Below are 14,415 nucleotides of genomic sequence, written 5' to 3'. Positions count from 1 at the left end.
ATAATTTTTATAATGTCTGTAAGATTAAATCTTGACTTCTACATTTTATCTCATCTTCTTTATAAATTTTTGCTAAAGTTTCTTGGTTTGGTAAGTTTGTTATTTTCTGTCCTTGGAGAACAATTTTTTGCATATATTATTACCTTAAATAAATCATTAAAATTTTTAGCAAAAATTAAGCAATTGAAATAAGATAAAAATATATTTATGATAGTTATAAGGAGCACTAATTCATTATAACTAAAGAATTATATTCATTGCTTATATTGTAAATTATACACAAAAATTTTATTTTTGCAAGATAATAGTTAATCTTTTAAGTACTTATTAGTAAAATATTAATAGATAGGAAAATAAGAGTATATTTAGTGATGAGCAGGTCTATGTTTAGAGCAGATTAATATATTCCCTTTAACCTCGACAATAAAAAGTCGGTCGCCTGTTTTTGCATCGATTTCATTTGGAGCAAGGTAAGCATTCATAATAGCACCGGACCATCTTACTTGTCCTATACTATCAGAAGAGACGGCAGAACTATAAACCTCTACCGTTTTGCCTATCATATCCGAGTAGTTTTCTGTCTTATCAGTTTTATTATAAACATATTTTTTAAGAGGATAATATAATATGCAAAACCAAATAAGCGATAATATACCAAAAAATGTTATTTGGTTTGTTAAGCCAACTAGAGGATAGTTATATACTACAAGAGTATTTGATAATGCTCCAAGCCCAAAGAATAAGAATCCAATGTTTGGAACTGCAAAGAATTCAACGACTACACAAATTATGCCGATTATTAACCATATTTCGGTGAAGTAATTATTTATCATGAACATAAGTTTTTAAAAATAATATTACGTCAGCTATGTCTTGTGGTTTTGAGATACCAGCAAAGGACATTTTGGTTCTTGGTGCATAGCTACTTGGTTTATGTAAGAAAGCAAATAAACTATCATCATCCCATACGCCGCCGAGTTTTGATAGAGCAGGAGAATATTTATAGTCTGCTATGCTTGCTTTTGGTCTGCCTGCTACATCCCAAAGATGCGGTCCTAGTTTATTTGGGCCGTCTTTATCAAGAGAATGACACATTAAACATTTCTTGGCTATTTCACGACCGTTATCGGCGTTAGCAGTCTTCATTAATTCCGGTATATTTACCGGTGCCTGCTCTAATGCGGCAGTATTTTGATTTTCTGATGATTCTTGAACCACAACGCTGTAGCCGCGATGCTGTAACTCTAGAGTGGGTTTATATAATATATTTGCAACAAATCCAACCATCATCGCAATTAAACTAGCAAATAAGATGGCTGCAACAATTTTATTTAATTCTTTTCCAGACATTTATTTTGTTTTTTTTATTAGAATTTATACTATAATTTAAGTTGTAAGAGAAGTTAATTAAATAAATAAAAGAAAAATTTATACAAATATTTATTCTTTGGAGAGAAAAATAAATGTCTGATTCAAAAAAATCAAGGATTAGAAAAATATTTAATAAGTTAAAATCTTATTGGACTAGTTTTAGACAAAGTAAAATCGGTAAAATATTATTTAGCAATAGTTTAAGTTATGCAGTTTCCGTAGCTTCTATAGCAATTGCAGTTTCCGGACTTTTTACTCCTATATCACCGATAATTATAGCTGTAGCTGTTGTTTCAGGAATTAGCGTAGGAATTCAAGCTATAAACGAGACTTTGAACGTGCATGGTTTGCGTAAACTTCATAAAGAGAATAATTTATTAGTACATAACAGAAATGCTAAAAGTCAGCAAGATTATATATTATCATTAGAACCGAGTTTAAAAGATATTTTGAAAAATGAATTATATACGCCGCAAACGATAGGTAAGGATACTACTCAAGATAAGTATGAGTTAAATGTAAATAAATTGAAAAGTACAGGACGAATATTTGGAAATAATTTAGGTGGAGCCGCAAGTTTGGCTACCTCTATTATTAAAGGTGCTAACGGTAATGTGCTTGACATATTAAAAGCTACGGGTTACGGTGTAGTTACGACCGCATCATTAATTATCGACGGTCTTAATGAAAAGGAAAAAATAGAAATAAAAGCAATATTTAAATTAAATATAAATGAAGAATATAAAAAACAAGACACTCCTATATATGAAAATTTAGAACAATTAGAGAATTATACTAAGAATCAAGTATTACAAACATTGGCTTTAAAACAATTAATAACGGATAAGAATTATTGGAGTATGAATAAAGACCAAAAAATACAAAAATTTCGAGAAATAAGAGGTCATTTTAATTTTGAAATAAAAAGAAACGGTTTAGAAGAATTTTTTAAAGAAAATAAAATAACAATGGATAATAGAAAAGAGAGTTATGTTAAAGATATTAAAAATGTAATGAATCCATTTTATGAAAATCCTAGTAAAGCCGAAGGATATAGTCCGTTAACTAAAGCTATGGATAAAGATAAAGTTAATAATGCTGAAATAAAAAGGGCAAAAAGTGAAAATTTAAAAAGGATGCAAAAAAGAAAGCGAAATTTAACAATATGAAATGATTATTATAACTCACTACTAGTTACAAATGTGTAAGAGGTAGTATCGCTAAATATTCTATGCAATAATTCATTATTAAGAGCGTGGCTGGTTTTATATCCTTTAATTGAACTTACAACGCTAGTACCGCTGGTATATAAATCACCGAATAAATCTAATAATTTATGGCGAACAAATTCATCTTCATAACGTAAGCCGTTTGGGTTTAAGATTTTATCCTGCTCATCTATTCCTATAGCATTCTCAAATGAAGCACCTTGAGCAAGTCCTTTACTTTGTAAATAATCGAGCTCTTTCGTAAAGCCGAAAGTTCGGGCGTCTGCAATATTTTGATTGAAAGATTCTTGTTTGGAAAAGGTTAGATTTTGTCTTCCTATAGCTTTGCTAGCAAAATCTATAGTTAAATCCACCGTCATGTGGTCGTAAGGAGCGCAGTATAATTCACAATCTTTGTGAACTACTTTTATATCTTTTAAAATTTTTAGATATTTTTTAGGAGCATTTTGTACTTTTTTTCCTGCACACTCAATCATAAACACAAAAGGTTTACTACTGCCGTCCATAATTGGTACTTCAGGACCATCAATTTTAATAATTGCATTATCAATGCTGCATCCCCAAAGTGCTGCCATCAAATGTTCAATTGTTGAAATTTGAACTTTATATTCATTACTTATAGTGGTAGATAACAAGGTATCGGAAACATTGAAATAGCTAGCTTCAATATAATTCTTTTCAGAAGATATATCGGTTCTAATGAATATAATTCCGGTATTTTCTTTAGCAGGTTCTATAGTTAACTGAGTACGTTTCCCTGAGTGAACGCCGATTCCGTAACAACTAACCGGTTTTAATAATGTACTTTGCTGCATGCGAGGCTATAAAATATATTTAAATATTAGTATTTAATGCCGAATTGTACAAGCTATATTATGTTACAAAATATTACACATATACTCGATGAATTTCAAAAATTGGCTACCTCGTCCTACAAGAGCTTCGGTTCTCACGTATTAAGTATACACTGCGATCCTCGCCTTGTGGACTCCTTGCTCTTTTTGAAATTGATCTTCGTCTATGTAGTACAGCTAAATTTAGAATTTGTATAATTTATACTTAATAAAATACCAAAAATGATAAGCTACAAAACTACCGACTACGGCAAAAACGGAAAATAAGAAATCACTGCCGTTAATGGTGTCGTAAGGTGCATGAGATGATAAAGCTCCGGCATATATACCGATGCTGCACATTGAAAAATACGAAAATAAAGCTGTTCTAAGTTCGTAATCTCTAAATTTATCAATTAGTATTAAAATATTGCAAATATAAATAGATCCTAAACAACTACCGATTAGTATTATATATAATATATTAAGGTTTTTACTAGTTCCATGAAGCGATAGTAAAATAAAACAGACGAGTAGCATTATAGTTAGTGATAAATTAGCCAAATATTTATTTACTTTGCTTAATATGTAGCATATAGGAATTATAGAAAAACATATTGCTAGGAAAATATATTTTAGTATGAGTCTTAAATTAATTAATGCTAATTCTTTCTTTAATGCAAAAGCTTCATAATACCATAATATATCTAAGGTGACATAAGCAACTACGAAGCCTGTCAATAATTGTAATTCGACATTTTTTATTAAGGATGAGAATTTTGAATTTAGATTTAATTTATGAGATGTGGGATTATAATGCAGAAATTCGGTTAGTATATTGATACAATATAACAATGCACAAATTACTATAGTATTATTTGTCGGTTTTATAAATGGATTCAATAAATCTACCATTAAGTTTCCACCCGCCCATAACAACATTATACAAGCTAAAAAAAAATATTTCTTTTTTTTGCTACTCTCAATAATATCTAATGTTATAGAAGTGAAATATGAAAATGTTCCAAAATTAATTAAAATAAAATTAATTTTAATTAGAGTATAATTATTTAATAAAATGAGGTTTATTGTACAAATAATTAATAAAGATAAGCTAATTAAAATAATTTTTTTATTACTTAATCTATTAATTAATTGTGTTAAGGCAAAACCTGCGATTATCGAACCTATAAATTTAGTTTGATTTATATGATTTATTTGTTCTCCACCTAGATTTTTATTTATCAGTAAAAAGATTTTAAAATTATAAAAATTTATAGCATTAATACAGGAAAAAATAAATATTCCCAGAAGCGAGAAAAAAATAGTTTTGTAATCGTTTTTTAAAGTCATAAATTAAGTGTTTGCTAAACATAAATACATGGTATATAACTCATAATTATAATGATTAAGATTATTATCTTAAAAATTAAAGAGATTTGTAATTCCATTATTTAAGTATATATGGATAGTTATTAGATTATCAGCTTTTAATCAAGTATGGTAGTCTTATTTATAATTTGTATATAATTATTGTTTAATTTTAAAAAAATTAATGAATTAAATAATATGAAAATATTTTAATGTAAGAAAAATAATAATATATTTTTTAGTATTTTAAAGAGGTGTTATTTGAAGTTTATCTAGAATTTCATTTTTGCTCTTTAATCATAGATAAATTATCTATTTAAATAAATTAATACAAGATAAACAATGATTTTTCTTAAGATACAAGCATTATATTAATTATTTGTTCTTCAAGTTAGTGAGCAAGATAAATGAATAAAAAGATTATAATTGATGCTAATTTTCCAAGCGAAACAAGAGTAGTTTTATTAGGACAAAGCAACAATATAGAAGATATTGAATTTCAAACAACTGTAAGACAACAAAATAAAGGTAATATTTATTTAGCAAAAGTCACAAGAATAGAACCATCGCTACAAGCTGTTTTTATAGAATACGGAATGGATAAAAGTGGATTTTTACCGTTTAGTGAAATCCATCCTAACTATTACAATTTGCCTGTCTCAGAGAGAAATTTTCCGGTTAATGCTTTTCCTGAAATAGCTCTTTCAAATATTACGGTTGAGGATGATAAAGAGAAACCGGCTGCTATATATGATTCTTTGGTTGATAGTGAAGAAATTGACCTAAAAACTATAGAAGATTTAGTAGAGAGTAAATTCCAATCAGAACTTAATTTAGAAGCGGCTGACGATATTGAAATTATTCAAAGCGGTATTGAGCAGAACGTTCTGCAATATAAACAATATAAAGTTCAGGACGTAATAAGAAAAAACCAAATATTATTAGTACAGGTTACTAAAGAAGAACGAGGAAATAAATGTGCCGCTTTTACTACTTATATATCCTTGGCTGGTAAATATTGTGTTTTAATGCCTAATAAAGGATCGCAAAACGGCATATCACGTAAAATATCAAACGGGGAAGAAAGAAAAAGACTGAAAGATATTTTAAATAAAATAGTAAGCGGTGACAAAAATGCTTACAGCGTCATTGTTAGAACCGCTGGTAAAGGAAGTAGTGCCTTAGATTTGAAGAAGGACTATAATTATTTAGCAAGGTTATGGAATAAAATTCGTAAAAGTACTATTAAATTTCCGGCTCCGTGTTTTATTCATGAAGAAGATAGTATAATACGTAAAACCATACGTGATATGTGCGATCACAATGTTAAAGAGGTAGTAATTCAAGGACAAGAGGCTTATGAAGATGCTTCAAAATTTATGCAGGATTTATTACCTTCAGAGCTTTCAAAACTTAAAGAACATAAAAATAAAACTCCTATATTTACTAAGTTTCAAGTAGAAGAGCAATTAGTTAAATTATATCAGCCTGTCGTGACACTACCTTCAGGGGGATATATTGTTATTAATCCTACAGAAGCTCTTATTTCGATTGACGTAAATTCCGGTAAATCAACTTCTGAAAAAAATATCGAAGAAACAGCACTAAAAACTAATTTAGAAGCAGCCAAAGAAGTAGCGAAGCAAATAAAGCTTAGAGATCTATCAGGTTTGATAGTTGTTGATTTTATAGACATGAGCGAAGCTAAGAATCGTAAAATTATTGAACGATCCTTTAAAGAGTTTTTAAGTCGTGACCGTGCTCGTATACAAACCGGTAATATTAGTCAGTTTGGACTACTTGAATTCTCAAGGCAGAGATTACGCTCTTCTTTCTTAGAAACTAATTCAGCAATTTGTTCTCATTGCAACGGTAAAGGAGTCATTAGAGCGAGCGACGCTAATGCTATGTTAATTTTACGTACTATAGAGAATGAAATTTTTGAAGAAAGAATTGATGTAATAAATGTTTTTACCAATATCGTTTCAGTTATTTATCTACTTAATAATAAACGTGCTGAGATAAAATTTATTGAAGAAAAATATAATATAAAGCTTAATTTTTATTCCGATCCTAATGCTACATCAGATAGTTATTCGATTGAAAAAGTGAAGCTGTTGAAGAAAAATAATAATAATGTTAATCCTGTTAAGCCGGTAATTCAGAATCATAGTGCCGATTATACTGAAGAAGAGCCGAAAAAAGAACAGTTACGCAAAAATAAACATAAATGGAAAACAGCTAATAATAGTAATAATATTGCTAATGAAGTAAAAGATGAGAGTTTAGAGGTAAAAGAATCGGTAGAGCAAACTGTAAGCGTTGTGGAAGAGGTGAAAGTTGCAGAAAGTAATGCCGGCTTAGAAGAAGCGCAAGCTGTTCCAAAAAAGACAAAACGTAGATATCGTAATAAAAAATCAAATATGAAACGTCCTGCTAATACTGCCGAAGATACGGAGAAGAATGTAGAGTCCTGATTTAGCCGGTGGTTCGTCATTGCGAGGAAATTACGAAGTAATTGACGAGCAATCTCATGCCAAAATCCTGAGATTGCCACGCAGCCTACGGCTGCTCGCAATGACGGGGTGGTGTCCACGCAGCAATGCCCGCTAACAATGCAACAAAATAAAAACATAAACTTAAAATAAAAGTGCAGAAGAGTTTAATTACAAAATGGTTGTTTATAAGTTGTATAATAGTCATAGCGATGATTGTTATAGGGGGGATAACAAGGCTTACAGGTTCTGGTTTATCTATAGTTGAGTGGCATCCGGTAACCGGTATTTTGCCGCCTTTTAGTTTTGAAAGCTGGCAAGCGGAATTTGCTAAATATAAAGCTTTTCCTGAATATAACTCCATTAATTATAGAATGACTTTATCGCAGTTTAAGTTTATTTATCTGTTAGAGTTTATACATCGGTTACTCGGTAGAATTACAGCTTTAATATATATTGTACCTTTAATATATTTTTATTTTAAAGATGTTATAAAAAATCGTGACATACTACTTTATATAATTGCTTTGCTATTATTTTGCGTACAAGGCTTTATGGGGTGGTATATGGTTAAAAGCGGGTTGTTGAGTAGCCCGTCCGTTAGTCATTTTCGGCTTGCTTTTCATTTAATTATTGCCGTAATTATTTATCACATACTTTTTTATCAATTAATAAAAAATCGTTGTGATATTTTGTTAATACCGTCACAAACAGATTTAAAATTACCATTAATATTTTCCGGTATTGCTATTACTGTAATATATGTGCAAATTTTTTTAGGGGCGATGGTTGCAGGGCTTGATGCAGGGCTGATATATAATAGTTTTCCGCTAATGGGTGATAGTTTTATCCCGATGGAGATAAAAGATAATTTCTTTAATCTTGCAAATTTGCATGATCCGGTTTTTATACAATTCATACATCGCTTAGGCGGCTATAGCGTATTTGTGATTGTTACGGTTTTGGCGGTTTGTTTGTTAAAAATAGAACATCCGAAATTAAATAAGATAGCGTATTTTCTAATGATTGCATTATTGATGCAGATATCTACCGGAATAATTACTCTTTTATATTCCGTACCTATAATAATTGCCTCTATACATCAGCTTTTTGCTATAATCCTTTTATCTATAATAATTTGGTGCTATTTTTTAATAAAAACTAGTTAAAATATTACTGTGGTTAAGTCGGCATTGCTACGTGGATTGTTTTATGTCATTCCCGCGTAGATATCTAGTCGTCATTGCGAGGAGTGAAGCGACGTGATAATCTAGAAAAAATAATAAAAAAATTCTGTAAATCAGAATTTCTAACTGGATTGCTTCGTTGAATTACTACGTAATTCTTCTCGCAATGACGGGAAACCAAGCCATGCAACAACATAATAAAAAGCTCTAAATGATCATCGATGTCAATACTCCTGTTTCTTCTAGATTAGATAAATATTTAAAACGTCTATATCCGTTATTGACTCAAGGAGTAATAGAGAAAGCATTACGTCAAAAACAAATTACCGTTAATTCTCAGAAAGCAGAAGCGAGTTTAAGAGTAAAGGGCGGCGATAAAATTTTTATTAACGATAAGTTTAATTTACCTGTTAAGCAACCCGAAAAATTAGTTTTTACCGATGCTGAAATTAAACTAGCGAAGAAAATTACTACCGATTATCTGATATATGAAGATGATAATTTAATAGCTATAAATAAACCTGCAGGTCTTGCTACTCAAGGTGGCAGTAAAATAAATTTATCTATTGACTCTGCATTAAAATATTTGAATTATAAAGGTGCTGATTTTAAGCTAGTACATAGGTTAGATAAAGAAACAAGCGGTTTGCTCTTAATAGCCAAAAATTATTTAAGTAGTGTAAAACTTCATGATGCTTTTAAAGAAAAATTGGTTGTAAAAACATATTTTGCCGTAACCTATGGAAAGCCAATTAAAAATGTAGGAGAAGTTAGAAGTAATATAGAGAAGAGTAAGAGAAGTACACCTAAAATTACTGATATTTATAGTGAAAATGGTAAACTTACCATTACTTATTATAAATTACTTAAATCACTTGATAATAACTTATTTTTAATTGAATTTACACCGGTTACAGGTAGAATGCATCAATTAAGGTTACATGCTAAATTATTAGGTTGCCCGATAGTTGGGGATGATAAATATGGTAATAACGAAATAATGCCGTATAGTAAATATATGTTCTTGCATGCTAATAATATATGTTTATCTGAAAAGATTTTTGGTAAAGAGATTAATTTAGAAGCAAAATTACCGTTTTATTTTACTAAACGTCTTACATAACTTGCTCCTAAAGGTAATTTGTACGCCGATCCGGTACTCGAATCCTCGCGTACCAAGTGTACGCTGCGGTTCTGCGTTCCGTGTCTCCTTCAAATTCCTCTTTATTAGCTGCGTTATGTAAGACGTTTACTGATAAGTTTGTGGAGTGTTGAAGTTATGATTCGTAGATATTTTTTATTGCTGCTTTTTTTAATTACTAATAGTATTGATTGTTTTGCAGATATACAGCAAAGAATCAATGAAGCAGAAAAAGGATATATAAGTAATAGATTTTTAAATGCTGTTTTTATGTTTGCCGATGATTATAAACCTTTATTAACCGGTGCTAAAGGAATCTTTGCTTTAAACGGTGAGCAATTAAAAGCTAATGAAATGATGCCTATTGCTTCTGCTACAAAGCCTTTTACAGCAGCAGGAATTTTAAAATTACAAGAACAGGAATTATTAAATATTCACGATAAAATCTATAAATATCTTGATCCGGAAATGTGGGGTAGAAAAGTACCGGATTGGGCGTATAAAATATCTATCCATAATTTATTAACGCATAGTAGTGGTATTGCTGAATATTTTAGTTTTGTTAAACATGATTTAAATACGCCTAAGAAAGAGATTCACAAGAAAATATTACAATTTGTTTCTTCTAAACCTTTAGAAATATCTATAGGGAAAAAATTTAAATATAGTAATACTAATTTTGTTATACTCGGTATGATTATCGAAAAGGTGGCTAAAAAAGATTTAGCTAACTTTTTTTATGATGAATTTTTTAAACCTCTTAACATGAAATCTACTAGTTTTGCTTCATATAGTGAAGCTGCTAGAATTCAGAAAAACGTTATTAGTTCTAATTATCCGGTAAGGTATTTTTTAACTCCTAATAATAGTAATAAACCTATATTTACTCCTGTAACTGCTGATTTTTTAGCAGTTCCTTTTGCTGACGGTGGTATAATATCAACACCAAACGATCTAGTTAAATGGTATAGGGCATTAAATGAGGGGAAAATTCTTTCTAAAAAGTCATATAAACTTATGACTACTAAATATTTTTTAGCAAAAGATATAGAAGGGCGTAAGTCTTATATGGGTTACGGTATTTTTCTTACGGATCTTGATTCTAAGCATTTAATGATTCATTATACTGGAAAAGCCCTTGGGATACAAAGTGAAGCAGGGTATGTTTTGCCTGATAATCTTTATTTTGCTATACTTAGTAATACTATGATTAAAATTCCTGAAGAAGAAAAAGATAAAATTGACATGAAAAATCCTTTAAATCAACTTGGAATAATTTATTTCAGAGATGCAATAATAGGGGCAGCTATAAAGAATTAAATAGACTTGTTGTATAACCTATCTTATAAAGAGAAATTTGAAGGAAACACGGAACGCAGCACCGCAGCGTACATTTAGTACGTGAGGATGCGAGTACCGGATTGACATACAAATTACCTTTAGAAGGAGGTTATACAACAAGTCTAATGAAGATAGTTACTTGGAATATTAATTCATTGCGTCTGCGGATCGATTTATTAAGAAAGTTAGCACATGAGCATCAACCGGATATTATTTTACTTCAAGAAACAAAAGTAGATGATTCGCTATTTCCTCTTGAAGTTATTAAAAATATAGGCTATGAACATGTAATATATTCAGGGCAGAAAACATATAACGGTGTTGCTGTTATTTCAAAATTTCCTTTGAATAATGTTTTTTCTTTGGAATTATATAATAGCGATAAAAGGCATATAGCAGCTATAGTTAATGATATAGAAATACATAATTTTTATGTTCCTGCCGGTGGTGATATACCTGATATAGAGGTAAACTTAAAATTTAAGCATAAGCTGGAATATATAAGATTAATGCAGGAATGGTTAACTACTAACCGTACTAAAAACGATAAAATTATCATTGTTGGGGACTTGAATATTGCACCGCTAGAACATGATGTATGGTCTAGTAAGCAGCTACGAAATGTTATCAGCCATACCGATATTGAACGCTCATTATTGGTAGAGCTACAAAACTCGTTAGGTTTTATTGACAGTAGTAGACATTTTGTTCCGTTTGATGAAAAATTCTATACTTGGTGGAGCTATAGAAATATAGATTGGAAAAAATCTAACAGAGGTAGAAGGCTTGATCATATTTGGGTTAGCGATAATTTAAAAGATACATTATTTGCTATGAATTTGCTATCGGAAGCACGAGATTGGCCGCCACCTTCGGATCATGTACCGTATTTTGTGACATTAAAAAGCGTCATTGCGAGCGAACGTTAGTGCGTGGATACTGAATCGTCATTGCGAGGATATGCGTAGCATCGACGCGGCAATCTCATGAAGTAAGATAAATGCCTGAGAGCGCCGCGTCGCTTCCGCCCCTCGCAATGACGACTTTGGTATTCATGCGGGCAACACTTTCTCGCAACGACGTTTAAGATTATAAGGAGTAATTAGTGGATATAAAACCAAAAAAATATAAGCCGACAAAGAAAGAATATATAAAAAGCTTTAAAGATGTGCTTCTACTGCGTCGTTTTGAAGAGAAATGCGGGCAGTTATACGGTATGGGAGAAATAGGCGGTTTTTGTCATTTATATATAGGACAAGAAGCAGTAATTTCTGCGGTAGATATGGTTAAACAAAAAGGCGATAGTACAATTACTAGCTATCGTGACCATGCTCATATTATTTTAGCGGGAACAGAGCCTAAACATGTTCTTGCCGAGCTTATGGGGCGAGCTACAGGCTGCTCGAAAGGTAAGGGTGGTTCGATGCATTTATTTGACATACCGAGTAAATTTTACGGTGGACACGGTATAGTCGGAGCTCAAGTGCCTATAGGCACAGGGCTTGCTTTTGCTGAGAAATATAATGGTACGAATAATATTTGTTTTACTTTTTTAGGTGATGGTGCGGTTAATCAAGGTCAAGTATATGAAGCCTTTAATATGGCTGCTTTATGGGGTTTACCTGTAGTTTATATTATTGAAAATAACGAATATTCGATGGGGACGTCTGTAGCACGTTCTACCTTTATGCGTGATTTATATAAGAAAGGGGAATCGTTTGGAATTAAAGGATTTCAGCTAGACGGTATGGATTTTGAAGAAATGTATAATGGAGCTAAACAAGCAGCCGAGTATGTTAGAGAAAATAGCTTTCCGCTGATATTAGAGGTAAAGACTTATCGCTATCGTGGACACTCGATGTCCGATCCGGCAAAATATCGTAGTAAAGAAGAAGTTGAGCAATATAAAGAGCGCGATCCGCTAGTGATAATAAGAAAAACGATACTCGATAATAAATATGCAACTGAAGCGGATTTAAAAGAAATAGAGCAGTCGGTAAAAGAAATTGTAAAAGAAGCAGTAGAATTTTCAGAAAACTCACCACTGCCTGATGAGGGGGAGTTGTATACTGAGGTGTATTGTTAAGGCTTAAAAAAACGTCATTGCGAAGAGCAAAGTGACGTGGCAATCTCAGGAATTTGTTATTATTTCATGAGATTGCCGCGCAGCCTACGGCTACTCGCAATGACGATTAATTTAATCAAAATAAAAAAGAAAAATGCAAATAACGGTACGTGAAGCATTGCGTGATGCGATGCAAGAAGAGATGGTAAGAGACGACAAGGTTTTTATCATAGGCGAGGAAGTTGCAGAATATCAAGGAGCTTATAAGGTAACTCAAGGATTACTAGAGCAGTTTGGTCCTAAGAGAGTCATTGACACGCCGATAACGGAATATGGGTTTGCAGGGCTTGCAGTCGGAGCAGCTTTTGCAGGACTTCGTCCGATTGTGGAGTTTATGACCTTTAACTTTGCTATGCAAGCCTTTGATCATATAGTAAATTCAGCTGCAAAAACGCATTACATGTCAGGTGGGCAGGTCAAATGTCCGATAGTATTTAGAGGACCAAACGGAGCGGCAAGTAGAGTAGCAGCACAACATAGCCAAAATTATACAGCTTGTTATTCTCATGTCCCAGGGTTAAAAGTAGTAGCCCCTTATAGTGCCGAAGATCATAAAGGACTTATGCTTACGGCTATTAGGGACGATAATCCCGTTATTTTTTTAGAAAATGAAATTTTATACGGTCATAGTTTTGACGTACCGGAAACAATTGAGCCTATACCTTTTGGTCAGGCAAAAATTTTAAGAGAAGGTAGTAGTGTCACTATAGTAACTTTCTCGATTCAAGTAAAACTTGCCCTAGATGCTGCAAATATTTTGCAGAACGATAATATTGATTGTGAGGTTATTGACCTGCGTACTATCAAGCCTCTTGATACTGAGACAATAATAGAATCGGTGAAAAAAACTAATCGTTTAGTTATAGTTGAAGAAGGGTGGTTTTTTGCCGGCGTTGGAGCAAGTATAGCCTCTATAGTTATGAAAGAAGCATTTGATTATTTAGATGCACCGATAGATATCGTCAGCGGTAAAGACGTACCGCTTCCTTATGCCGTTAATTTAGAAAAATTAGCTCTGCCGAGCGAGAGTGATGTAATAGAAGCTGTTAAAAAGGTTTGTTATACTTGGTGAATTTCAAAAATTGGCGTCGTCGTCTAGCAAGTTCTGTGGTACTCACGTATTAAGTATACGCTGCGTTCCTCGCCTTGCAGACTCCTTGCTCTTTTTGAAATTGACCTTCGTATACCGACTCTTCATTTACTCGGAGTATATTATAAACAAGATCTAAACACCGTTAGTTGACTTGCTGATTTATCAAAAGTAATAGTGTAGTTACAACAATTTTGTTAAATCGTCATTGCGAGAAGAATTACGAAGTAAT

13 protein-coding genes and 2 pseudogenes are annotated in these 14,415 nt (G+C 31.8%); 9 read left to right on the top strand and 6 right to left on the bottom strand.

Annotated elements, in window-relative coordinates; all coding sequences use genetic code 11:
* Positions 1–7: 7 nt before the first annotated feature.
* From KYQ89_RS07930 to KYQ89_RS05650, 3 genes are all read right to left on the bottom strand, one after another.
* Positions 8–133: a hypothetical protein gene (locus KYQ89_RS07930; protein ID WP_256621443.1), complete on the bottom strand. Its 126-nt coding sequence runs from the start codon at positions 131–133 to the stop codon at positions 8–10.
* Positions 134–365: 232 nt separating this feature from the next.
* Positions 366–839 (bottom strand): NfeD family protein, encoded by a 474-nt coding sequence (locus KYQ89_RS05655; protein WP_218460774.1) that lies wholly within the window; start codon positions 837–839, stop codon positions 366–368.
* Positions 823–1,350 carry a c-type cytochrome gene (locus KYQ89_RS05650; RefSeq protein ID WP_218460773.1) on the bottom strand — a complete coding sequence of 176 codons (528 nt, stop codon included), beginning with the start codon at positions 1,348–1,350 and terminating at the stop codon, positions 823–825. Before KYQ89_RS05650 ends, KYQ89_RS05655 begins: the two co-directional genes overlap by 17 nt.
* Positions 1,351–1,463: 113 nt before the next feature.
* On the opposite strand from KYQ89_RS05650, the gene KYQ89_RS05645 reads away from it, so the two are divergent.
* A complete protein-coding gene (locus tag KYQ89_RS05645) occupies positions 1,464–2,540 on the top strand; it encodes a hypothetical protein (RefSeq protein WP_218460772.1) in 1,077 nt (358 codons plus the stop codon).
* An 8-nt stretch (positions 2,541–2,548) separates the two neighbouring features.
* On the opposite strand, the gene lpxC is transcribed toward KYQ89_RS05645, so the two are convergent.
* Entirely contained in the window at positions 2,549–3,415 is an 867-nt protein-coding gene (gene lpxC / locus KYQ89_RS05640; RefSeq protein WP_218460771.1) for a UDP-3-O-acyl-N-acetylglucosamine deacetylase, read from the bottom strand.
* Positions 3,416–3,637: 222 nt separating this feature from the next.
* Positions 3,638–4,786 carry an MFS transporter gene (locus tag KYQ89_RS05635; protein ID WP_218460770.1) on the bottom strand — a complete coding sequence of 383 codons (1,149 nt, stop codon included), beginning with the start codon at positions 4,784–4,786 and terminating at the stop codon, positions 3,638–3,640.
* 425 nt (positions 4,787–5,211) lie between these two features.
* Here KYQ89_RS05635 and KYQ89_RS05630 point away from each other — a divergent pair, with 425 nt between their 5' ends.
* From KYQ89_RS05630 to KYQ89_RS05620, 3 genes are all read left to right on the top strand, one after another.
* Entirely contained in the window at positions 5,212–7,281 is a 2,070-nt protein-coding gene (locus KYQ89_RS05630; RefSeq protein ID WP_218460769.1) for a ribonuclease E/G, read from the top strand.
* A 173-nt stretch (positions 7,282–7,454) separates the two neighbouring features.
* Entirely contained in the window at positions 7,455–8,468 is a 1,014-nt protein-coding gene (locus KYQ89_RS05625) for a COX15/CtaA family protein (protein ID WP_218460768.1), read from the top strand.
* A 229-nt stretch (positions 8,469–8,697) separates the two neighbouring features.
* Positions 8,698–9,609, top strand: a complete 912-nt coding sequence (locus KYQ89_RS05620) for an RluA family pseudouridine synthase (RefSeq protein WP_218460767.1) — start codon at positions 8,698–8,700, stop codon at positions 9,607–9,609.
* On the opposite strand, the pseudogene KYQ89_RS05615 reads toward KYQ89_RS05620, so the two are convergent.
* Positions 9,597–9,730 (bottom strand): annotated as a pseudogene (locus KYQ89_RS05615) (palindromic element RPE1 domain-containing protein); the annotation flags it as partial. The gene KYQ89_RS05620 and the pseudogene KYQ89_RS05615 overlap by 13 nt on opposite strands.
* Positions 9,731–9,765: 35 nt before the next feature.
* On the opposite strand from KYQ89_RS05615, the gene KYQ89_RS05610 reads away from it, so the two are divergent.
* The 5 genes and pseudogenes from KYQ89_RS05610 (at position 9,766) to KYQ89_RS05590 (ending at position 14,165) form a co-directional block, all read left to right on the top strand.
* Positions 9,766–10,947: a serine hydrolase domain-containing protein gene (locus KYQ89_RS05610; RefSeq protein ID WP_218460766.1), complete on the top strand. Its 1,182-nt coding sequence runs from the start codon at positions 9,766–9,768 to the stop codon at positions 10,945–10,947.
* Positions 10,948–11,081 (top strand): annotated as a pseudogene (locus tag KYQ89_RS08110) (palindromic element RPE1 domain-containing protein); the annotation flags it as partial.
* Between the two features lie 12 nt (positions 11,082–11,093).
* Positions 11,094–11,897, top strand: coding sequence for an exodeoxyribonuclease III (gene xth / locus KYQ89_RS05600; protein ID WP_256621445.1), 804 nt, complete (start codon positions 11,094–11,096; stop codon positions 11,895–11,897).
* A gap of 176 nt (positions 11,898–12,073) precedes the next feature.
* Positions 12,074–13,054 (top strand): pyruvate dehydrogenase (acetyl-transferring) E1 component subunit alpha, encoded by a 981-nt coding sequence (gene pdhA, locus KYQ89_RS05595; RefSeq protein ID WP_218460765.1) that lies wholly within the window; start codon positions 12,074–12,076, stop codon positions 13,052–13,054.
* A 133-nt stretch (positions 13,055–13,187) separates the two neighbouring features.
* Positions 13,188–14,165, top strand: coding sequence for a pyruvate dehydrogenase complex E1 component subunit beta (locus KYQ89_RS05590; protein WP_218460764.1), 978 nt, complete (start codon positions 13,188–13,190; stop codon positions 14,163–14,165).
* Positions 14,166–14,415: the final 250 nt, after the last annotated feature.

Source organism: Rickettsia sp. TH2014 (assembly GCF_019249195.1).
In the GTDB taxonomy this organism is placed as follows: domain Bacteria; phylum Pseudomonadota; class Alphaproteobacteria; order Rickettsiales; family Rickettsiaceae; genus Rickettsia; species Rickettsia felis.
Note: the sequence above shows the minus strand (reverse complement) of the source record. Positions and strands in the feature narration are given on the sequence as shown.

Coding starts and splice junctions, on each gene's coding strand:
- lpxC (WP_218460771.1), bottom strand. CDS start 3,415: ATGCAGCAAAGTACATTATTAAAACCGGTTAGTTGTTACGGAATCGGC.
- KYQ89_RS05650 (WP_218460773.1), bottom strand. CDS start 1,350: ATGTCTGGAAAAGAATTAAATAAAATTGTTGCAGCCATCTTATTTGCT.
- KYQ89_RS05630 (WP_218460769.1), top strand. CDS start 5,212: ATGAATAAAAAGATTATAATTGATGCTAATTTTCCAAGCGAAACAAGA.
- xth (WP_256621445.1), top strand. CDS start 11,094: ATGAAGATAGTTACTTGGAATATTAATTCATTGCGTCTGCGGATCGAT.
- KYQ89_RS05635 (WP_218460770.1), bottom strand. CDS start 4,786: ATGACTTTAAAAAACGATTACAAAACTATTTTTTTCTCGCTTCTGGGA.
- KYQ89_RS05655 (WP_218460774.1), bottom strand. CDS start 839: ATGTTCATGATAAATAATTACTTCACCGAAATATGGTTAATAATCGGC.
- KYQ89_RS05645 (WP_218460772.1), top strand. CDS start 1,464: ATGTCTGATTCAAAAAAATCAAGGATTAGAAAAATATTTAATAAGTTA.
- KYQ89_RS05590 (WP_218460764.1), top strand. CDS start 13,188: ATGCAAATAACGGTACGTGAAGCATTGCGTGATGCGATGCAAGAAGAG.
- KYQ89_RS05620 (WP_218460767.1), top strand. CDS start 8,698: ATGATCATCGATGTCAATACTCCTGTTTCTTCTAGATTAGATAAATAT.
- KYQ89_RS05610 (WP_218460766.1), top strand. CDS start 9,766: ATGATTCGTAGATATTTTTTATTGCTGCTTTTTTTAATTACTAATAGT.
- KYQ89_RS07930 (WP_256621443.1), bottom strand. CDS start 133: ATGCAAAAAATTGTTCTCCAAGGACAGAAAATAACAAACTTACCAAAC.